General features: G+C 44.9%; 20 protein-coding genes. 10 read left to right on the forward strand and 10 right to left on the reverse strand.

What is annotated here, in order from left to right; all coding sequences use genetic code 11:
- Positions 1 to 241 precede the first annotated feature (241 nt).
- From ONT19_RS12100 to ONT19_RS12130, 7 genes are all read right to left on the reverse strand, one after another.
- On the reverse strand, positions 242 to 2,110 hold the full coding sequence (locus ONT19_RS12100) for a 4-hydroxy-3-methylbut-2-en-1-yl diphosphate synthase (protein WP_264952063.1): 1,869 nt from the start codon (positions 2,108 to 2,110) through the stop codon (positions 242 to 244).
- A 52-nt stretch (positions 2,111 to 2,162) separates the two neighbouring features.
- Entirely contained in the window at positions 2,163 to 2,669 is a 507-nt protein-coding gene (purE, locus tag ONT19_RS12105) for a 5-(carboxyamino)imidazole ribonucleotide mutase (protein ID WP_006848250.1), read from the reverse strand.
- Positions 2,670 to 2,694: 25 nt separating this feature from the next.
- Positions 2,695 to 3,303 carry a phosphatase PAP2 family protein gene (locus tag ONT19_RS12110; RefSeq protein WP_006848251.1) on the reverse strand — a complete coding sequence of 203 codons (609 nt, stop codon included), beginning with the start codon at positions 3,301 to 3,303 and terminating at the stop codon, positions 2,695 to 2,697.
- Between the two features lie 82 nt (positions 3,304 to 3,385).
- Positions 3,386 to 4,909, reverse strand: coding sequence for an RNA polymerase factor sigma-54 (rpoN, locus tag ONT19_RS12115; protein ID WP_118190457.1), 1,524 nt, complete (start codon positions 4,907 to 4,909; stop codon positions 3,386 to 3,388).
- Positions 4,910 to 4,911: 2 nt separating this feature from the next.
- Positions 4,912 to 5,556 carry a hypothetical protein gene (locus ONT19_RS12120; protein ID WP_119229500.1) on the reverse strand — a complete coding sequence of 215 codons (645 nt, stop codon included), beginning with the start codon at positions 5,554 to 5,556 and terminating at the stop codon, positions 4,912 to 4,914.
- Positions 5,557 to 6,275: 719 nt separating this feature from the next.
- Positions 6,276 to 7,358, reverse strand: coding sequence for a C1 family peptidase (locus ONT19_RS12125; protein WP_264952064.1), 1,083 nt, complete (start codon positions 7,356 to 7,358; stop codon positions 6,276 to 6,278).
- A gap of 64 nt (positions 7,359 to 7,422) precedes the next feature.
- Positions 7,423 to 8,373 carry a FimB/Mfa2 family fimbrial subunit gene (locus ONT19_RS12130; protein ID WP_264952065.1) on the reverse strand — a complete coding sequence of 317 codons (951 nt, stop codon included), beginning with the start codon at positions 8,371 to 8,373 and terminating at the stop codon, positions 7,423 to 7,425.
- 220 nt (positions 8,374 to 8,593) lie between these two features.
- Between ONT19_RS12130 and ONT19_RS12135 the strand changes: the two genes are divergently transcribed.
- The 4 genes from ONT19_RS12135 (at position 8,594) to ONT19_RS12150 (ending at position 12,246) form a co-directional block, all read left to right on the forward strand.
- Entirely contained in the window at positions 8,594 to 9,859 is a 1,266-nt protein-coding gene (locus ONT19_RS12135) for a peptidase U32 family protein (protein WP_006848256.1), read from the forward strand.
- The gene (locus ONT19_RS12140) at positions 9,859 to 10,290 is read left to right on the forward strand and encodes a SufE family protein (RefSeq protein ID WP_006848257.1); all 432 of its coding nucleotides are present in this window, start codon (positions 9,859 to 9,861) and stop codon (positions 10,288 to 10,290) included. Before ONT19_RS12135 ends, ONT19_RS12140 begins: the two co-directional genes overlap by 1 nt.
- A gap of 39 nt (positions 10,291 to 10,329) precedes the next feature.
- The gene (locus ONT19_RS12145; protein ID WP_022120523.1) at positions 10,330 to 10,869 is read left to right on the forward strand and encodes an RNA methyltransferase; all 540 of its coding nucleotides are present in this window, start codon (positions 10,330 to 10,332) and stop codon (positions 10,867 to 10,869) included.
- A 207-nt stretch (positions 10,870 to 11,076) separates the two neighbouring features.
- Positions 11,077 to 12,246: an ATP-binding protein gene (locus ONT19_RS12150; RefSeq protein ID WP_264952066.1), complete on the forward strand. Its 1,170-nt coding sequence runs from the start codon at positions 11,077 to 11,079 to the stop codon at positions 12,244 to 12,246.
- A gap of 282 nt (positions 12,247 to 12,528) precedes the next feature.
- Here the strand turns inward: ONT19_RS12150 and ONT19_RS12155 are convergent, their stop codons facing one another.
- Positions 12,529 to 13,986: an IS1182 family transposase gene (locus ONT19_RS12155; RefSeq protein WP_264952067.1), complete on the reverse strand. Its 1,458-nt coding sequence runs from the start codon at positions 13,984 to 13,986 to the stop codon at positions 12,529 to 12,531.
- A gap of 444 nt (positions 13,987 to 14,430) precedes the next feature.
- Complete coding sequence (locus ONT19_RS12160) at positions 14,431 to 15,357, reverse strand: Rpn family recombination-promoting nuclease/putative transposase (protein ID WP_264952068.1); 927 nt, start codon at positions 15,355 to 15,357, stop codon at positions 14,431 to 14,433.
- 451 nt (positions 15,358 to 15,808) lie between these two features.
- On the opposite strand from ONT19_RS12160, the gene ONT19_RS12165 reads away from it, so the two are divergent.
- From ONT19_RS12165 to ONT19_RS12190, 6 genes are all read left to right on the forward strand, one after another.
- Positions 15,809 to 16,012: a hypothetical protein gene (locus tag ONT19_RS12165; protein WP_118064236.1), complete on the forward strand. Its 204-nt coding sequence runs from the start codon at positions 15,809 to 15,811 to the stop codon at positions 16,010 to 16,012.
- 7 nt (positions 16,013 to 16,019) lie between these two features.
- On the forward strand, positions 16,020 to 16,547 hold the full coding sequence (locus tag ONT19_RS12170; protein ID WP_118117049.1) for a hypothetical protein: 528 nt from the start codon (positions 16,020 to 16,022) through the stop codon (positions 16,545 to 16,547).
- Between the two features lie 234 nt (positions 16,548 to 16,781).
- On the forward strand, positions 16,782 to 16,934 hold the full coding sequence (locus ONT19_RS12175) for a hypothetical protein (protein WP_264952069.1): 153 nt from the start codon (positions 16,782 to 16,784) through the stop codon (positions 16,932 to 16,934).
- Between the two features lie 215 nt (positions 16,935 to 17,149).
- Positions 17,150 to 17,395 (forward strand): hypothetical protein, encoded by a 246-nt coding sequence (locus ONT19_RS12180; RefSeq protein WP_264952070.1) that lies wholly within the window; start codon positions 17,150 to 17,152, stop codon positions 17,393 to 17,395.
- A 101-nt stretch (positions 17,396 to 17,496) separates the two neighbouring features.
- Positions 17,497 to 20,139: a BspA family leucine-rich repeat surface protein gene (locus ONT19_RS12185; protein WP_264952071.1), complete on the forward strand. Its 2,643-nt coding sequence runs from the start codon at positions 17,497 to 17,499 to the stop codon at positions 20,137 to 20,139.
- A 22-nt stretch (positions 20,140 to 20,161) separates the two neighbouring features.
- Positions 20,162 to 20,305: a hypothetical protein gene (locus ONT19_RS12190; RefSeq protein ID WP_264952072.1), complete on the forward strand. Its 144-nt coding sequence runs from the start codon at positions 20,162 to 20,164 to the stop codon at positions 20,303 to 20,305.
- Between the two features lie 108 nt (positions 20,306 to 20,413).
- Here the strand turns inward: ONT19_RS12190 and ONT19_RS12195 are convergent, their stop codons facing one another.
- On the reverse strand, positions 20,414 to 21,295 hold the full coding sequence (locus tag ONT19_RS12195) for an Rpn family recombination-promoting nuclease/putative transposase (RefSeq protein WP_264952073.1): 882 nt from the start codon (positions 21,293 to 21,295) through the stop codon (positions 20,414 to 20,416).
- Between the last annotated feature and the right edge of the window lie 291 nt (positions 21,296 to 21,586).

The following is a 21,586-nucleotide window of genomic DNA, read 5'->3' on the forward strand; positions in this document are numbered from 1 at the left end:
GTTGCAAAGATACATTTTTTTTGTGAAAGAGCCATATAAAGAGGTGGAGATTAACTTAAAGATAACATTCATTTCTGAACTTTTGAAGGCACTATGGATTAGGAACGGGGAGTGATTAGGAGCGGGTATAAATTAGGCACGGATTACGCGGATTACACGGATTTATGGCGCAACTGCTAATAAACCATATCATAATCTCCAATAAAGAGTCGTGTAATCTGTGTAATCCGTGCCTAAATAATTATTGCTTGTCCGAGTCGATGAGGGCGAGCAGATGCTCTACTGCCACCTCCTGCGGAATATTCTTTTCTACGCAAACCTGCTTGCGGTAGAGGCTTACTCGGTTAGGACCGGCACCTACGTAGCCGTAATCGGCATCCGCCATTTCGCCTGGACCATTCACGATACAGCCCATGATACCTATCTTCAGACCCTTGAGATGCTTGGTTGCCTCCTTGATCTTGGCGATGGTTTCACGAAGATCGTAGAGGGTTCTGCCGCATCCCGGACAACTGATATACTCGGTCTTGCTGGTGCGCAGACGGGCTGCCTGGAGAATACCGAAAGCGGTTTCATCTATTGTCTGGGCAGGGATGTCTCCATTGTTCATCAGCCAGATACCATCGGTCAGACCATCAATCATCAAGGCTCCCATATCAGCAGCAGCCTCCAGCTGGAAGTCGCTCTTCTCCTCCTTGCCGTGCTGGTACATCTCGGCAAAAACCACAGGGTTCTTCAAGCCGGCATTCATCATCTCGTGAACCAATGCACGCTGGTCGCCCAGACGGTTCTGATGATTGCTTACGCAGATAACCACCACCTCAGGATGAGCCTTCAGACAGGCGATATATTCCTCGGCAGGAGTTCCAAACTGCAGGGTGAGGAACTTGACGTCTGCCTTGATGCTGGCGATGAGCGGCATTGCCATGGCAGGGAAGATAGGGTAGAGTTTGGCACCAGTCGTCTCTGGCTTGCTGTTCAGCGTCTCGTAAACGTTGTAATCTACGATGTAGCTCTGGCCAGCCACAAACTGCTTAGGCATCTTGCCGCCGATGTAGATATAGTCTGGAGTAGCATCCTTGTTCTCACAAGCGGTGCTCTCGCCGTTGATTCGGTTGCTGATAACCACCGGAACGTTGCTGCCGCCGATATTGACTACAGCCACGGTTTCGCGGCGGGTAGGGCGCAGCCAGTCGAATGAAGGACAAGCTGTGGCAGGAATCATCAGATGCCCCTTCTTCTTGCCGATGTAATCTACCAGATGGCGTGCCACAGGAATCTCTGCAGCCGGTTCCTCGCTCAGGCTTACACGAACGGTATCGCCAATGCCATCAGCCAGGAGGGCACCGATACCTACGGCACTCTTGATTCTGCCATCTTCGCCTTCGCCGGCTTCGGTTACGCCGAGGTGGAGTGGGTAGTTCATGCCTTCCTTCTCCATTTCTTCAACCAGGAGGCGCATGGAGCGAACCATCACAACGGTATTGGATGACTTGATGCTGATAACCACATCGTGGAAATTCTCCTTCTTGCAGATGCGCAGGAACTCGAGACAGCTCTCTACGATGCCCTCAGGGGTATCGCCGTAGCGATTACGGATGCGGTCGGAGAGTGAACCGTGGTTCACACCGATGCGGATGGCAGTATGGTTCTCCTTGCAGATGTTGAGGAAAGGTACGAAGCGATCCTCAATCTTCCGAAGTTCGTGGGCATACTCCTCGTCGGTATATTCCTGCTTGATGAACTTGCGGGCAGGATCCACGTAGTTGCCAGGATTGACGCGCACTTTCTCACAATAGAGAGCAGCCACGTCGGCAACGTTAGGATTGAAATGAACATCGGCTACGAGCGGAGTCTGATAGCCGTCGGCACGGATGCCGGCATTGATGTTTTTCATGTTCTCTGCCTCGCGGGAACCCTGAGTGGTGAAGCGCACCAGCTCGCCACCAGCCTTGATGATTTCCTCAGCTTGTTGAACGCAAGCCTCGGTATCATTGGTGTTGGTGGTGGTCATCGACTGGATGCGGATAGGATTATCGCCACCCAGGTCGATGGCTCCGATATGTGCCACAGAAGAGGCACGGCGGGTATAATTGAATAAATCTACCATAATATATAAGATAAGATATGCCCCAAAAGAATGGGGCATATCACATATTAGATTAATTACACTTGAAGTCGTATTTCACCTCAGCCAGGTCCTTGTTGGCCTTCTCGATCTTGGCACCGAGACCCGCCTTCCAAGCCTCTACCTTCTGAGCCACTTCCTCGTCGGCAAGGGCAATCATTTCAGCAGCGAGGATGGCAGCGTTCTGAGCCGCATTCACACCAACAGTAGCTACAGGAATGCCAGGAGGCATCTGGATGATGCTGAGCATGGCATCAAGACCATCGAGCATACCCTTGATAGGCACGCCGATTACTGGCAGAGGAGTAGATGCTGCGATAACACCAGGAAGGGCGGCAGCCATACCGGCAGCAGCGATGATAACCTTCACGCCACGCTCCTTGGCTCCCTTGGCGAATGACTCTACTGCATCTGGAGTGCGGTGAGCAGAGAGGGCATTAACCTCGAAAGGAATCTGGTTGTCGTTCAACCACTTACATGCTTTTTCCATAACAGGCAGATCGCTTGTACTGCCCATAATAATGCTTACTAATGGTTTCATTTCTTCTTATATTTTATTATAAACTTTATATTACTAATATAGCACAGGCGGTGCCTATCAGAAATCCTGCAACTACCTGTGACAGCGTATGTTGTCGGAGTATCATGCGGGCACTTCCTACTGCGCCTGCCATCATCAGCACAAGGCAGAGCCACCACAGCGGATTGAAATTGAAGGCTACAGAATAAGACACCAGAGCTCCTGCCACACCTCCGATGGCTGCCGTATGGGTGCTGATCTTCCACCATACATTGATGAAGGCGCAAATCATCTGTATCGCCAGCGCTACCACTACGATGATACTGATGACGCGAGGCGTATTGCGGTATTCCATCCAGAAAAAACAGCCGAAGTAACATACGATAGAGAGGATGTAAGGCACAATACGACGCTCCTTCTTGCCCAGCTCACGCGAGGTCCAGCCTTGAACCATGCGGTAGAGGTGGATGAGTAGCGATGGAGCTACGACGGTCAGGAGATAGACCATGCCCAGCATCACCAGTTTGTATCCTATCGGTAACAGCGACATATAACTGAAGATGAACAGAGCAATCAGTCCTACCATCGGCAGATAGAAGGGCGTGAAGATCATGCTCATGATGCGTGCTGTCAATATGATATTCTTCTCTTTCATAACACTAATAACGTATATATTCTTTTTATCTCTCAAATATTTTGTGGTGGGCCCCGGTTTCTTCCTGACTCATACCACAATCTTATTTCCTGAGTCGTGCCACCGGTATGCCCAGTTGCTCCCTATATTTTGCCACCGTACGTCGTGCGATAGGGAATCCCTTCTCCTTCAGCAGTTTGGCAAGTGCATCATCGCTGATCGGCTTTTTCTTGTCTTCTTTCTCGATGATGTCGTGCAGGGCAATCTTGATTTTGCGGGTAGACATCTCTTCGCCGTCTTCAGTGGTGTAGCTGTCTGTGAAGAAGAACTTCAGCGGGAAGGTGCCCCATTTAGTCTGGGCATACTTCACGTTGCTCACTCTCGAGATGGTACTGATGTCCAGTCCCGTGCGTTCTGCTACATCCTTCAGAATCATCGGTTTCAGGTCAGCCTCGTCTCCATCCAGGAAGAACTGCCGCTGTATGTCGATAATTGCCTTCATGGTGACGATGAGGGTATGTCTTCTCTGCTTGATGGCTTCGATGAATCCCTGTGCCTTGTCCACCTTTTCCTTGGCGTAGAGCAGGGCTTCCTTGTCGCTTCGGCTCATCTTGTCTTTATGCTTCCTGTAGGTGTCAATCATGTCGGTGAATGATGGCGAAACCGTCAGTTGCGGAATGTTGCCACGGTTCAGCGAGAATGTAATCGTTCCGTCGTCATTGGTGTCGATGATGAAGTCGGGGGTAATCTGCTGCATGTTTCTTCCCTCTGTTTCGCCCATCGATGCGCCCGGTTTCGGGTTCAGCTTTCTGATTTCTGCCTGCAGGGTTTCTACCTGTGTATCGTTCAGTTCCAGTCCTGCCTTGATCTTGTCCCAATGTTTCTTGGTAAACTCGTCAAAATAGTCGGTAAACACCTCTTCCATCGTCTTGCGGAGCACACCTCTCGGCAGTCTCTTAACCTGCAGCAGGAGGCATTCCTGCAGACTTCTTCCTCCTACACCGGCTGGGTCGAAGGTCTGTAGAATGTGGAGCACGTGCTCGATGTCTTTTTCCGTAACATCGATGTTGTGATAGATAGCGAGTTCATCGCAGATGCTGTCCAGGTCCTTGCGGAGCAGTCCGTCGTCATCCAGTGAACCTATGAGATATTCCATTACTTCCTTCTCCTTGTCGCTGAGCGGCTGCATGTCCATCTGTTCCTTCAGCTTATCATAGAAAGAGGTGGTGTCGCCGTAAACCATTTCTTCGTAGTCAGCGCTGTCCTGGTTGTTGTATCTGTCTGTATTGTAGTCAGGCATCTGGTCGTCTTTTCCGATGCTTTCCAGTGCCTGGTCCAGTTCGTCTTTTCTTTCTTCTTTTTCTGATTCAGCCTCGTAGGCATCCTCATCGCTGCTGTTGCCGTACTCATCATCTGCGGGCGAATCATCATTGGCGACATTCTCGTTGAGCATGTCGTCTGGGTTCTCGCTTTCCAGAGCGGGATTATCGTCCAGTTCTGCATTGATACTGTCTTCCAGTTCCGTGAGCGGCATTTCCAACAGTTTCACCTGCAGCATTTGCTGGGCTGAAAGTCTTTGAAGTTGCTGTAACTTCTGTGCCTGTGTCTGTATGAGTTTTTGAGCCATAATTACTTAAAGTATTCTTTTAGTTCGTTGGCAAGCTGGTAAAGCTTGTCTGGATTTCCGTTTCCGTATTGGTGCCAGATGTCGCTGCATGCTTCTAGCAGCGGGTGTATCAGCACGTCTTCGCGGTTGAGATAGGGGTCGCAGTACATGAATACGCCCATCGCCTCGGCAATGACCTTCGGTGATGTCCTGATGAGTTTTCCCAGGTCGATGATTTCCGGTGTTTCCGGCACCATGGTGATTGGTGTGAGCTGGAAGTAGAGATCGAGGATGATGATGAGTTTCACGGGGGTGAGCGATGGTTCACTTTCCAGTGGTTCCCAGTTTTTCTCGAATGTTTCCTTCACTTCCACTCCCTCGAAGAACTGTATGGCGTTTCCGCAGCCGTTCATCTGCCTGATGCGCTGTATATCGCGCTTCAGTTTCTGTGGCTTATCGGCATACTTCTCCCATAGTCGCTTGATTCTCGGAGTCACCATTCTGAGTTTGAACATCTGTTCGTGCAGAAACTCAGGTGGAATATGCAGTTCCAGGCTCAAGTCGACCATCCCTTTCGAATAGAGAGGTTTCACGCCCATGGGCTTCTTCTGGTACAGCTGCAACAGCAGGAGCCAGTATTCTTCGTTCCAAAGAGGATGTCTTGCCATAATTTCCTATCTTTATATATCTTCTGCAAAATTACGACTTTTCGTTGGTAAAACAAAATAATTTGGCGGTTATTTTCAGAAAAAATAAAGAGCGCAACTTCGAATGATTTCGAAATTGCGCTCTTCTAATACGATATTCCCAAATTTCTCATAACTCAAGGGCTTTTTGTTACCCTTTCCATTACGAAGCCCGAAGCAGCAATTCTGCTCAGGCGTCATCTTTGGTTATCCCATACATTTAATCTTTTTACCTTCAACTCACCTGTTGAATTATCCTGTTGTCCTTGAATAAACAATCTTTAAATTTACCTTTAAACTAAAACCTAATAAAAAAACAACTAACAATCTTAAACCTAAAAACCTAATAACCTAAACTTTTTGTCGTCCTTGAATAAACAATCTTTTCTTTACCTTAACTAATACCGTTTCACTGAATAAACAATCTTAAATTTACCTTTAAACTAACTAATAACCTAAAACAACTAACAATCTTAACCTAAAAACCTAATAACCTTTTTGTCTTATTGACGATGCAAAGGTACGACGATTTTCCGAACCCACCAAATGTTTTAAGAGAAAATCACATAAAAAAGCCTCTTTTTTGATATAAATCAACTATGTGTGTGCGCACACACGTGCTATTTAACAGCTATTTGATGTATGTCAACCATTTTAACACATTTCTTATGTCTGAAGCCTGTTTGGGAGCTTATACCTTATTATATATGCATCTTCATTATATATGCATCTTCGCTCATGAACACGGCGATGGTCTTGAGGCGCAGATAGTCTTCCGATAGGTAGATGAGTCCCTTGTTGCCCCAGTTCTTGCCCCATGAATTGCGGCAGACGTAGAATCTCTGCTTGCCTTTCATGAAGGTACCTATGATTTCCATCACATGATCATCGGTGGTGCGAAGCTGTTCAAACTCCTTCTGTCGCGATGCCTGGGTCACGGGGCGTTCCATCGGCTGTATGTCTACACAGTTCTTCCTTGGTTCCTTGAAGCCAGGTTCGCTGATGTCACCTTCCCAGCATACCGGGTGTCCTTTTTCTACCGCCTTCCTGATGTGAAGCATCAGCTCGTCGAGCGGAAGGTTCAGATAGGCATCGTGCATCCGGTTATCGGGAATCTCGAGCGCAAAGTATTCTCTGTAAGGATGATGCGAGAAACTGGTGAGCGATACATACTCCTCGGGATAGCATACGCTGTGGGCAAACTCTTGAGGGGTATATTCGGCACCCAGCATGTGTACGGCCTTGGCAGGCATGTAGCCTATTTCTGCGTCAAACAGGTCGTTCAGTTCCTCTTTGAGCTGGCTGATGCCCGCTTTCTGCGAGATGGCGCCATCGCACAGTTTCTGCACCTTGCGGCAGAGCACCTTGTAGTTCACGTGCTTCGGATCTTCATAGCTGTCGTAAGGTTGTGCACCATACTTATCTATATAATGTATCAGCATCGGAGCAGTACCGCGCAGGCTGATGTTCTTCTTTCCCTGTGCAAAGTAATATTCCAGTGCCTGTTCTTCCAGCATCATGCGGGCTATGTAGGCGATGGAGAGATTCACGGAATCCCCCTTCATGATGTGCTCGCTTTCGATGGTGGCAAGCATGCCGTATGCCCAGCAGAGTTCGCTGTTGCCCTGGTCCTTGACGGGCGTAGTACTGATCAGGTGGATATGCTCCGGAAGATAATCCTCGCCTCCATCTGTCTCTGGGATACCGGCTCGCTGCTGTCTGTATCCGCAACCGGCGAATACAAGCAGAGCGAGTCCTATGGTTATAATGTTCTTTCTTTCCATGCCGCAAAAATACAAAAAAGATTTTAATCTGTGGCATTAATCTTTCTTAAAACGCCATGGGTTATTAAAATTTCTTGTCATAGCCTGATGCTGGAATCTCCGGCTGGTTGACTGTGAACGACATACTGTTGGCAGGGTAGGTAAAAATCGGACCGGTATAGGTAGTCTTCTTTCCGATAACCAGGTGTACGTTGTCAAAGCTGATGGTCTTGATAATCTTTTCTTCCTTGTCTTTTGCCGTAGCTGTTATATGGATGTCGGTTACATCTTTGTCGGTCAGAAGGGTGTAGAGTGTATAGTAAATGATTCTTTCCTGGTGTTCTTTGGCTTCTAAAGAAAAGTTTCGGGTGATGGTAGCCTTTTCTTTGCAGAATCCGGTAGAAGGATTGAACACCGTGCCGCAGCTTCCGCTTATCGTGATTTCCTGAGTCTTGGTAGTCAGGGGCATGATGTCGGTAGCACGCAGTTCAAAACAGCTGACGGCACGTTTCAGCGAAACATTCTGTGTTACGGCTTTGCTGCCCGATTCCACCTTGATATCCTGCAGGGTATACGCCATATCGCGTACAATATTGTTGGCAAAGGTCATTTCATACCTTGATTTTACTTCGATTCGTTTTTCCTGCTGCAAATCTGTTTTTGCTGCTACGGCAACGAGCGTGTATTCTCCTGCCGGCACCTGCAGGCTGACATTTCCGAATTTGTCATCCCAGTTTTCCTGTCTTACGGTATAGCCGGCAGTAGTTTCATCTCCTTTCGGAATGAGACATACTTGCAGATCTGTGTAGAGTTTTGCATCCTTGAGCGATTTCTCGCTCCCGTCGGCTCTCGTTCTGGCAAGATTGCTCTCTTCATCCTGACCGATAGGCACAATGGATTTTTCGAAGAAGCAGAATCTTACTTCTTGGTTCTTGACTTGTGGTGTTGTTTCAAGCATCACGTTTTCTTGTGTGCAACTAACCATTGTGGTCATTGCCAGGAACAGAATCATTCCTGAGGTAAAAACATTCTTCATCTGCTTTCACTTTAATTGATAATACCAGCCGTAAGACTGGATAGGATTCATATAAAAAGAAGTATATCCTAGGGATATATTCTTATTTATAGGCAAATATAGACAAATAATCGTGATTGATTTGTCAATATAATCGAATTTCTGTCATTTTTTCTCCATTTTTCTGTGTTTTGTCTTCATTTTGGTGTAACTTTGTACCCGAAAAAAGATAATTGCATTCATGAATACAAAGATAAACGAATTTGAAGTGATGGCACCAGTGGGCTCACGCGAGTCACTGGCTGCTGCCATACAGGCTGGTGCCGACTCCGTATACTTTGGTATCGGCAAGTTGAACATGCGTTCCCATTCAGCCAACCATTTTACTATCGATGATTTGCGAGAGATTGCTGCCACCTGCAATGAGCATGGTATCAAGACCTATCTCACCGTCAATACAGTCATCTACGATAACGACATCCCAACGATGAAGGAAATCATCGATGCTGCCAAGGAGGCAGGCATCTCTGCTGTCATCGCCAGCGATGTGGCTGTAATGAGCTATTGCAATGAAGTGGGCGAGGAGGTTCACTTATCCACACAGTTAAATATCTCAAACACAGAGGCTTTGAAGTTTTATGCACGCTTTGCAGATGTTTCCGTACTGGCACGTGAATTGAACATGGACCAGGTGAAGCACATCCATGAGCAGATAGAGCAGCAGAACATCTGCGGACCTATGGGCAAGCAAATCCGCATCGAAATGTTCTGTCATGGTGCTCTGTGCATGGCTGTATCGGGCAAGTGCTACATGAGTCTCGCCAATGCCAACCGCTCTGCCAACCGTGGCGAGTGTGTGCAGATCTGCCGCCGCAGCTATACTGTTACAGATAACGAAACTGGCAACCAGCTTGAAATCGACAACAAGTATGTGATGAGTCCGAAGGACCTGAAAACCATCCGCTTCATCGACCGCATGATGGATGCCGGTGTGCGCGTCTTCAAGATAGAAGGCCGTGCCCGTGGTCCTGAATACGTATATACCGTAGTGAAATGTTATAAGGAGGCGATAGCTGCCGTGCTCGACGGAACCTTTACCGAGGAGAAGAAGGATGAGTGGGATGAGAAACTCGCCACCGTCTTCAACCGTGGTTTCTGGGACGGCTATTACCAGGGGCAGACTCTCGGTGAATGGAACAAGCATTACGGTTCCGTAGCTACCGAGAAGAAGGTGCTAGTGGGCAAGGTGATGAAATATTTCTCTAAGTTGGGTGTGGCAGAAGTAGCCGTAGAGGCATCTACCTTCGACAAGGGCGAGAAACTGCTGATTACGGGTAACACCACCGGTGTGATGTATCTCCATGCCGATGAAATCCGCTACGACCTGAAACCGGTAGAGACAGCGCAGCAGGGCTGGAGAGTTTCCATCCCTGTACCAGATAAGGTACGCCCTAACGACAAGCTCTATAAGTTGATTACAGTAAACGAAATTAAAGAAATAAAATAATGGCAACAATTAATGAATTGCAGGATGAAGTAGTAGAGGAGTTCCAGGATTTCACCGACTGGATGGACAAGTATCAGATGCTCATTGACTTGGGCAACGAGTTGGCTCCTCTCGATGAGAAATACAAGAACGAGCAGAACCTTATCGACGGCTGCCAGAGCCGCGTATGGTTGCAATGCGATTATGTAGATGGCAAGCTCGTATTCACTGCCGATAGCGATGCGCTCATCGTAAAGGGTATCATCGCCCTCCTCATCCGTGTGTTGAGCGGTCATACCCCAACCGAGATTATGGATGCCGACCTCTATTTCGTAGAGAAAATTGGTCTGAAAGACCATTTGAGTCCAACCCGCAGCAATGGTCTTCTGGCGATGATCAAGCAGATTCGCATGTACGCCCTTGCCTACAAGACCAAGGAGGCAGAGGCTTAACCGCCTCTGATTATATTATATATAATAAGGTATATTATAATGCGCAAATTAAGAACGATAGAGATGAACCGCCTCACCCTGGAGGAATTCAAGGAAGCTGAGAAGCTGCCCCTGATAGTGGTCCTGGATGATGTGCGTTCATTATATAATGTAGGAAGTGTTTTCCGTTCCTGCGATGCCTTCCGTGTAGAGGCGGTGTATCTCTGCGGAATCACCGCCACCCCTCCCAATGTCGAGATTCATAAGACGGCATTGGGTGGCGAAGACAGCGTGGATTGGGAATACTTCAAGACTACCGAAGAGGCGGTAGAGAAGTTGAAGCAGAAAGGCTACTTTGTATATAGCATCGAGCAGGTAGAAGGCTCCACCAAGCTCCAGAACCTGCCTGAGGCTCACCCATCCCTCTCCAAAGGATACGCCGTCATCTTCGGTAACGAGGTGAAGGGAGTCAAGCAGAACATCGTGGATATGAGCGATGGCTGTCTGGAGATTCCCCAGTTCGGTACCAAGCATTCCCTGAATGTCAGCGTAACAGCCGGTATTGTAGTCTGGGAGTTTGCCAAACTCCTGAAACTATAAGTTGAGTTCGTGCCAAACTTGCGTTTTTTGCCAAGTTTGGCACGAACTCATTTGGTAATACAATGTGTAAAAATCCCCCAATGAGGGATAAAAATGATTAAATTCATCCCTCAATGAGGGAACTTTTCGAAAGAATCCGTCCCTCATTGAGGGATTTTTTGTATCTTTGCTGCAGTTTTAAATGATATTCATCTAAAAGAGCAAGATATGATAGACAATAAACTTTATGAATACATGGCGGAGTTATTGAAACGTACTCCGCTTGATTTCATCAGATATAAATATGATGAAATCAACTGGAATGGACGATTAGTAGGTATCGTTGGTCCGCGAGGTGTTGGAAAATCCACCATGATACTTCAGCGCATCAAGCTGTCTAAGGAAGGCCATCACCTGTATGTGTCTGCCGACAATATCTATTTTTCAAATCATTCCTTGATTGACTTTGCTGACGAGTTTATCAAGGAGGGTGGTACACATCTTTATATAGATGAAATTCACAAGTATGCCGGTTGGAGCAGAGAACTGAAGCAAATTTACGACATGCACCCATCCCTGAACCTTATCTTTACCGGTTCATCGGTCTTGGATATCAAGAAGGGCGAAGCTGATCTGAGTCGTCGGGCGCTGATGTATATGATGCAAGGCTTGTCGTTTAGGGAATACCTGCAACTTTTTGAAGGCATCAAGACCAGAGTTTTCAGTCTCGACGAAATACTCAATCACCAGGTAGAGATTCCGGGGTTGGACCATCCATTGCCTGTTTTCAGAGCGTACCTCGACCATGGCTATTACCCATTTGCCATAGAGGGAGATTTTACGCAAAGAATGCTGCAGGTGATAGACCAGACGATAGAAGTTGACATTCCGCAATATGCTGATATGAAAGCTTCAACAGCACGCAAGCTGAAGCGTATGCTCGTCATTCTTTCCGGGTTGGCTCCCTACAAGCCAAGCGTAGATAACCTCGCCACGGAAATCGGGGTAAGCAAGAACAATGTGCCTGATTATCTCGTCTATCTGGAGCGTGCAGGAATGATAGGTCTGCTCAGAGATGATACTTCGGGTATGCGCAATCTGGGAAAGGTGGAAAAAGTTTATGTAGATAACCCAAGTCTGATGTCAGTACTCACCTCTAATCCCAACATAGGAAACATAAGGGAAACTTTCTTCTACAATCAGATGAGAGAAAAACAAGACGTTACTTCCTCCAGGGTTTCCGACTTTACCATTGGTGATTATACCTTTGAGATTGGCGGAAGGAAGAAAGGTAAAAAGCAGATAGAGGATGTAAAAAACGGACGTATCGTAAAAGACGATATAGAGACGGGGCATGGAATCATCATCCCTCTCTGGTACTTCGGAATGAATTATTAGAGTCGTGAACTTTCGCATGTGGTTTAAGTACGGGCTGAAGGTCCAAAAGCTCCAGAAGCAGCACGCCCTGAAAGGGCAGAAGCTCCTAGCCCTGGGAGGGCACTGAAAAAGGTACCCAATTTTAAGTTGCATAGCTTGTTTTTGAACTTTAATTCTTGTCCAAGACGCATTTCATCTTTTAAAAGTGAAATACTTTTTTGGACAGGAATATAGTCTCAAACAGCTTTCTATAGCGTTTCTGGCGTTTAATTCGGCAATATATAGAGAAATCTACTTCCCCCCTTATGCATTTTGCATCAATTTGATGATTCTCTTCACATTTGCAGCGAAAATAGTCAAAGCTCCCTGCATTTCCATGCACGACAAACCGTATGACAGGGCTCTGTCATATCCTAAGACATTCTTAAGTTCGGAGTTTTTGGCTTCTATCTTGTATCGTTTCCTCTGAAGATTTATAAACTCTTCTGTTTTTTGATATTCGATTTGCTCCAACTGTTCATCCGATTTGATGGTAACCGCATATGTTTTTGTCTTGGCTCCTTCCTTGTAGCAACCTTCACGTAATGGACAGACCTTGCATTTGTCCACATCAAAATAATAGGTAATGCTGGAGTTTCTGTGACGCTTGTCATTTTTGCGATAATTCATCTCTTTCCATTTCGCCAGATGCCCTGCTGGGCAGACGTACAGATCTGCATCCTTGTTGTATTCAAAAGGGAGTTTGTTTGTTCGATTACCGTCAATTACAGAGCTTAAACGAGCAGAGAGGCGCATATTGTTTTCCTTTGCCATTTTGAGATTCTCCTTGCTGGAATATGCCTTATCTGCTACTATGGAATCAACTTCCATTCCTGCTTCCTCTGTCTTTTTTATCAATTCTGGCAATTGCTGTCCATCACCCTTCTCGCCGGAGGTGACGGTAGCTGCGGTGATAATTCTCTCATCGCTCATAGCTATATGCGTCTTATAGCCAAAGAATGAAGAATGCGCTGTTTTATGTCCTGTACGGGCATCTGCATCTTTTGATATTACGCCTCGGGTCTCTGCGTCTGAAATGGTTTCTTTCAGCATATTGAGACGCTCCTTGACTGCAGGCATATTGGCAGTTGCAGCATCAGCTTCCACCGTAGCAACTATCGTTTTGGCTGCAGTCATGATAGAAGAATACTTCTTTTCTTTTGGAAGCTCAGGCAATTCCATGCTGTCATCCACAGAATTAACGACCTTGATTACGGCCTTGCAATAATACTCCAAACTCTTTGCTGCACTGATAGGGTTGGAACGAGAATGCGTATGGGTTGCATCAACAATGATGGTTCTAGACTTGAGGACACCTGCTTCTATAGCAATAGAAACAGTCTTCTTGATAAGAAGATCCAACAGGTCCATATCCTTCAGACGAAGTCGACGGAATTTGGTCAAGGAACTAGGATTAATCAGATTAGTCTCCTCAGGAGTTAATCCCAAGAAGTACTTAAACGACATATCATAGCGAGTACGTTCAACAACATCAACATCCGATATGTCATAGATTACCTTTAAAAGAAGATACTTAAACATACGGATAGGACTCTCTGCTGTACGACCATTGTCATGACAATACTTGTCCTGCAATTCCTGGTATACGAAACGAAAGTCCACCAGGTCAGTAATCTGGCGGAGCAGGTTGTCTTTTGGGATAATCAAGTCATACAAACTTGAATAATCACTGAATGATATGGTCTGTTGTTGCTCTAGCATAATCCTTGTATTTTTCTACAAAGATACAAAAAATATTGCACATATGCAACTTTTGGGTACACTATTTCAAAGATCGAATGTTAAACTAACATAACCCATGAAGGGACTTTTTCAGTGCCCTCCCAGGGCATCGCCCTGGGTATAATGGCAATCAGCAAGGCGCCCTGTAAGGGCAAAAGCTTTATATTTTGTCTGGAGTTTTAAAGCTTTTGCCCTTACAGGGCGACAGGTTTGCGTCCGTAATTACCCAGGGCGATGCCCTGGGCTAGGGGCTTCTGCCCTTTCAGGGCGTATGGGGCTTACATGCGAAACTTCAGTAACGAATTAATCTATATAATATAAATATTAAACAAATGGTATCAAAAATCCCAGAATCGCTCTTCCATGCGGTTCTGGGATTTATTATGGTGATATTTGTCATCAATATCTCCGCTATTATATTTTTTATGAATTGCTCAGATTCTTAATGATTTCCAAAGGTAGCTGGGTAGCTTTGGAAACCTGTTCGGCAGAAAGTCCCATTGCCAGCAAACGTTGTGCTATTTCTGTGTTGGCCTCATGCTTGCCTTCAGCTCTACCTTTCTCCATACCTTTCTCCATACATATTTTCCTCCCCAGTTCTATACCCTCCGCAAGACCTTCTTGCTTCGCCGTATCAATGCAGTTCTTGATATTCCGATATGCCATCTTACTTGCTTCATACTCCCTCATTTCCTGCGGAGTAAACTTGGCTATTTCGGCTTCTTCGAAGAGGCGGTCGAAAACCTTGTCGCACAACTCCTTTGGGCGTTGGGTAAGTTTATAGAGGTTCTTCAGCGCATAAAGCCACTTCTCGTAGAGCGTTTCCAATTCTCCTAGTGTCTTATTGAATTTAGCTAGTACTACATAGATAAACTCCTGCTTGTCGTAGGAAATCTTGTGGGTAGCGGTATTGCACAATTGTACATGATGGCGGGTTTTCTCCTTGTCGAAGGCATCCTCATACATGTTGAAATTGAGCAGCGCAACAGTATAGACATGATTGATCTTGAAATCCCAGTCGTTCCCCTTGGGTGCCTGTTCACGGATAGGGAAGGTTGAGTAGAAGAGGGAGCGGTCCTTGAAATACGCCTGATAAGCATTCTGCATTTCAACGATGAACTTCTCGCCGTTTTCGCCCTCACAATATACATCGAAGATGTCTTTGCGGTCGGTATAGCCATCTCCCACGTGCTCCGGGTTCAGATACGACACGTCCTTCACAACCTGTCTGCCATTAAACAAGCTGTTGAGGAAGCAAATGAGCAAATCCTTGTTCATTGCTGTTCCAAAAATTCGCTTGAAGCCGAAGTCGGTCAGCAAGCTGATGTATCTTTCTTCTACCTGTTTCATAATCATCTGTATTAAAAATCCATGCCGCAAAGTTACGGTTTTATTTTCAAACCCGCAAGAGATTTCAGTGAAAAGTTTATGAAAAAGTTAGAGAATGTTGAGTGTTGAATGTTGAATGTTAAATGAGCTAAATGCCACGAAGAAAAGGTGGCGTATAGACCCTTGATTATATGGAGATTTTCGTAATCTACATCTCCGCTATTCTGTATTTATGATATGGCGGATGGCATGCAGGCGGTAACAATGCCGTTTACAACCCTTTGGGGATATGATACGGATGCTGACAGAGTCGGAATTTATGTGTTTTATGTTGTTTTCTTCACGAATAATTTGGTAGTTACAAATAAACAGTGTATCTTTGCAGCAGAAATGCTGCACTCGGTAATTTGAGAACAAATTTTCATTGTGCCTGTTTGCATTATCAATAAATCAAATAACAAAAATTCTGCTTATGGGAAAGATAGTAGATAAAACAGAGACTAAGATAGTTACGCTTGATGGAGTTGAGATTATCAAGCAGGTAACGAAGGTACTTATGCCTAATGGTAAGTACCGATATCCTACAGTGTATTTTACTGTTAACGATGATGTCAAGGCTCTGACAACAGAACAATTAGACAAAATCCGCATCCCTGTCTACAAACAGTTAATTTGAAATTAATATGGAAGAAAGTGAAGGTTATCCCTTCGTCTTTCAAATGATAGACAGGGATAGTGCAGATGAATGGCTGATTGAAACTTTGCAGTATAGATTCAAGTCAGCTAAATCTCATCATTCTTATATTGTAAGAGTTGAGCGTTATCAGGAACATGCTTATTGCGTGAAGTTCTTTGATAAGGCCAATATGAATAGTAAATTGAAATTTAGTCTTCGTACTAACACTTTTGAGCCAAGAATCATTTTCTATACATTGTTCCATATTATGCTTGATGTATTGAAAAGAGATAGCAAAGCCTCATTCTTCTTTGTTGGTGCAGAAGATGAAAATGATGAATTAGGAATGGCGACAAGACGATTTCGTGTATATAAGAAATTCACTACGTCTGTGGTATCTGAAAGATTATTCAAGCATTATGCAATAGAAAATGAGTCTTTGTATATTCTGATTAATAAGAACAGTTGTTCTGATTGTGATGATTTAGCCAAAAGAATTACTGTTGCAGTAAAAAAACTATTCTCTCGTCATTAAAACATAATTAGGTTAACAGTATATATCTGATTACGGGAAACAGCAAGGGTCTATATGTCACGATGAAAAGGTGGCGTATAGACCCTTGGTTATATGGTGACTAAAGTTTCGCAAGTTACTTGAATATACTGACAAGGAAAAGACTTTACATTCGAAGCTTTCTGAAAGACTCCGGAAAGAGAAGTGAAAGAAGCTGGAAGACTGGTGCGCCGGCGGGGGATACCATATTGAATCATGGTTATCCTGTCGCGCTCGCTGGATATTTCCAAGAACGAGTTGGCACGCTACTTCACTTCATTTCTAAACTCCACCTTCCGCCTCTGGCTTGCCGAGGTACGTTTTGTGACTTCTCTGCCCGCACCTATCTGTACCGCATTTTCAAGTTAAAGGAAGGCTGTACTCCTGCCGAATGGCGGGAGAAAATGGCTGAAAATGTAGCCGCAGAGGATAAAAAGCAGGATTAACCATTTTTCGATAAATACCAGGAAAAAGCATCGCGAAATGAAAAAATACGTTAAAAAAGGTGTCGCATTCATAGGAATGCGACACCTATACAGAGGAATGCGACACCTTTTTTGAAAAAAAAACACTATATTTGCACCATGAAAGAAATATTAGAAACCATGACAAGGATAGAACTCGCCCTAATCATCATCGGGACGGCGGCACTCATGTTAGGTATCATCTTCGTATATGCTATGATACATGAGTACAGGATGTATCTTGAGGAACATCGGAAGGCTCGCATCAGCTTTCGTGATTTCTTCAAACAGGAACAGTTTTATATCTTTCTATTTCTGGTATCGATATTCATCATGTCGTTAAACCTCCTGTATTTCCTGGAGTGAATTTCGGCAATAAGCAGACAAATATAAATAACAAATATAAAATTAAATTATGAAAAAGTTTAACAATCAATCCTATGGGTCGCATGTCGGCCGTATGAACTATGGGGGGGGCAAAGTTCTATAGATTTGCCCTGTTCCCATTGATGTTGTTGATGTTGTTGCTTCTGCCTACACGTATGGTGGCGGAGACTACAACAGAAGATCCACGCTATACATTGTTCAATAGCTTGGATGGTATATCCGATGTTACCATTACTGACAATGGCAGTTATCCTTGGAAGATGCTGGACTTGAAAGCTGATGGAATGGAGAATCTTGGCTTTACTATTCCTGATGGTAGCAAGGGACTGATGTCAAGTAATTATCATGTGGACGGAAGTTTTTCAGAGACTGTAGTCAATTTCACAGTAGAAAAGCCTATGTTATTGATGTTTAAGTATCTCGTTTCTTCAGAATATTGGGATAAAGCCACTATTACTATAGATAACAAAAAGTCTTGGACGATTAGCAAAATAAATCAAATAGAGATTAAAGAATTATTATCTGTTGGCAAGCATTCTTTGAAGTTGTCTTACAAAAAAGACGACTCAGTTAATGAAAATGCCGACCGCACATGCATATACGATCTGAAAACAGCAACCACTTTTTCTGAATATGTTGCAGACTACGTTGCTACGAACTCTACATTGACTTTCAAAAAAATCACTTCGGACAATCTGGAAGGTCTTGATTTAAGCCGTATGGCTGTGGTATATAACATCGATATGGTGCAAAATGTGTGCACTAATTACAGTAGTATCAAGAATATCGTTTTCGATGAGAGTTTCAAGACTTACGCTCCTACATCGTTGAGGGGATTCTTTGGAGGCTGCGAAACCTTGGAAACAATTTCAGGCCTTGAATATTTGAATACAGCGAATGTGGAGTTTATGGACCATATGTTCGAAGGCTGCTCCGCTCTCACCTCTCTCGACCTCACTAACTTCAACACAGCGAAGGTGACGTATATGAACAATATGTTCGAAGGCTGCTCCGCTCTCACCTCTCTCGACCTCACTAACTTCAACACAGCGAATGTGGAGGTTATGCTCCATATGTTCAATGGCTGCTCCGCTCTCAAATCTCTCGACCTCACTAACTTCAACACAGCGAAGGTGACGTATATGAACAATATGTTCGAAGGCTGCTCCGCTCTCACAACCATCTACGTCAGCAACAAGTTTGTAACGGACAATGTTAGTAACGGTTCTGATATGTTCACTGGTTGCAAAAGTCTCAAAGATTATAGCGATAGCAAGACCGACCACAAATATGCCAACTGCGGCACGGATGGTTATTTTACTCCTGGATGTGCTTATGCCGAGTTTGACAATGCTACTCTTACATTCCGCTACAAGGGAGTAAAGCCTGCAGGAGCTTATGACCTTAATGTGGAATCTAACGAGCCGGGGTGGCTTACGCAAAGTGCAAATATCAAGAAGGTGGTCTTCGATGCTTCGTTTGCCAATGCAAGACCAACGAGCTGTTGTTGGTGGTTCGGAAATTGCTTTTATCTGACCGAAATTGAAGGTGTTGAGAATCTGAATACCCAGAATGTGACGGACATGCGCAATATGTTCACTTGCTGCTATGAGCTTACGTCGCTCGACGTCTCTAACTTCAATACTCAGAACGTGGAAGATATGACAGATATGTTTCTGGGCTGTGAAAAACTCTCTTTGCTCGACCTCTCTAATTTCAATACAGCGAATGTGATGGGTATGTCCTCTATGTTCTCTGGTTGCTCAACTCTCCAAACTATCTTCGCCAGCGATAAGTTTGTTACGGACAAGGTTTTTGGGGGTGATGATATGTTCATTGATTGCGAGAATCTCAAAGGTTTTATAGATTATATCAGTAACACAGACAAAGACAAGGACGATAACAAATACGCTAACTATAAGACTGGCTATTTCACCAAGCTGGTAGGTAAGAATGGTGAGAAGAAGATAGGTGCAACGGGAGAAACTCTTACTACGGAGAATCTTGTTCTTGATGACGGCAAGGATTTCGTGGCTTATGAGCCGTTCGCAGCCAAGAATGCATCTTACAGCCGAGAAATCCCTAAAGGTTCTAAATGGGGAACGCTCTGCTTGCCTTTCGCCATTGACCAGAGCAAGGAAACAGAATGTAAGTTCTATCGTCTTACAGGTATTGATAATGATAATGAATGCATCACCCTTGAGAGTTGCGAAGAGGGCAAAATCCCTGCCGGCACTCCGGTGCTCTTCAAGATGAATAAGGATGAGCAGACACTCAGCATTTCTGTACAAAATGCAGGCATCGTTAAAGAGCCAGTAGCTGGAACAGACGTTACTGAGCCAGAAGCAGAAACTGCCTCAGATGTCAACCTCGTAGGTTCATTCACCAAGATTGGCGGCAAAGACAATAAGGGTCTTGACAAAAACGACTACATCATTGGTAAGGATAAGTTCTGGCGTGTCTCTGACTTGGATGATGGCAATGGCGTGGGCATCAAACCGATGCGTGCATACATCCATCCTGCCTATGAATATCTGGCAAGAGCAGCCATGCTGAGCATTGGAAAGGGTGATGGCACTACTGCCATTGACAACCTCAACGCTATCAGCAACGATGCCAATGCAGAATACTATGATGCGAATGGTCGTCGTACCAATGGTCTGCAGAAGGGTCTGAACATCGTGAAGCGTGGCAGCAAGACTTATAAAATCATGGTTAAGTAAAGAATTTTAAAATCAAAAGGATATGAAAAAGAAAGAATATACAAAGCCAGAAATGCAGGTGGTAAATATCACTTCTTGCGCTCTTCTTGCAGCCTCGACTATGGGTCAAGGAGGCATTGACGATGAAAAACCAGAAAAGGTAGACGACTATTATTGGGGTGAGTAACAGTCATTATAACGCCTAACGGCAAAATACAATGGTCTATATGCCACGAAGAACAGGTGGCGTATAGACCCTTGATTATATGGAGATATTCGTAATCTACGTCTCCGTTTATGAATTGCTCAGATTCTTAATGATTTCCAAAGGTAGCTGGGTAGCTTTGGAAACCTGTTCGGCAGAAAGTCCCATTGCCAGCAAACGTTGTGCTGTTTCTGTGTTGGCCTCATGTTTGCCTTCTGCTCTGCCTTCTTCTCTGCCTTGCTTTATGCCCTTTTCCATTCCTTTCTGGTATCTGTCATCCAGGAGAGTTCTTTCAACACTTACGGAATCCCAGAATTTGTCGTAGGCACGGAGTTCGGCATCTGTAAAGCCGGATATTTCCAGTTCTTCTACGGCTTTTCCAATCTCCGGATCATTGAGCAGGTCGGAAGGAATCTCCTTCGTGTTGGAATTGATTTCCGTGAGGAAACGGAGCCACAAGACCATCATGCGCTTATCGGCAATGGAATGAGGAGTGAACTTCGGGAGCTCAATGAAGGTGAAATGTAAGCCTTTAATTACCTTGCTGCTGTCCTTATCATGCACGATGCGATAGTTGTGGATGAAATCCGGAGTATCATGCGCAAAGATATCATTCACAAGATTCAAGGAATATACGGGTTGCAATTCACTGTATTTTCCTCCCTTTTTAGCTTGACTCACATAGAGCTTAGACGCATTGAACAGTACTCGCTGCTGGAATGCATCAGACCATTCCATCTGCATTTCCACGCAGAACTTTCTGCCTCTGGCATCTGTGCAGAGTACGTCCACAATGGTGTTCTTGCCCCCTTCGAGCTGGGGTACAAGTTCTGTAGGCAGATACTTTATCTCGTGTATCTGCTCCTCTTCGCTGAGTGGCAGGAGGGCGTTCAGAAGGCTGATCAGTCTTTTAGGATGATTGCCGAATATCTTCTTGAACGTAAGGTCTGCCTTAGGATCTAAGTACTTCATAACCACCTGTTTTAAAATTCCATGCCGCAAAGTTACGGTTTTATTTTCAAACTCGCAAGAGATTTCAGGGAAAAGTTGTTGAAAAAGTTAGAGATTGTTGAATGTTGATTGTTGAAGGGTCTATATGCCACGAAGAACAGGTGGCGTATAGACCCTTGGTTATATGGTGATATTCGTAATTTACATCTCCGCTTTCAGCAGCTTCACCTCCTCTGCCGAGGAATGTTGCTATACGCTATTAAAAAGCTTTATTAATGGATTTTATTCGGTATCAGCGAAAAGAAACGAACT

Origin of the sequence: Segatella copri, assembly GCF_026015625.1 — a bacterium.
GTDB lineage: Bacteria > Bacteroidota > Bacteroidia > Bacteroidales > Bacteroidaceae > Prevotella > Prevotella copri_H.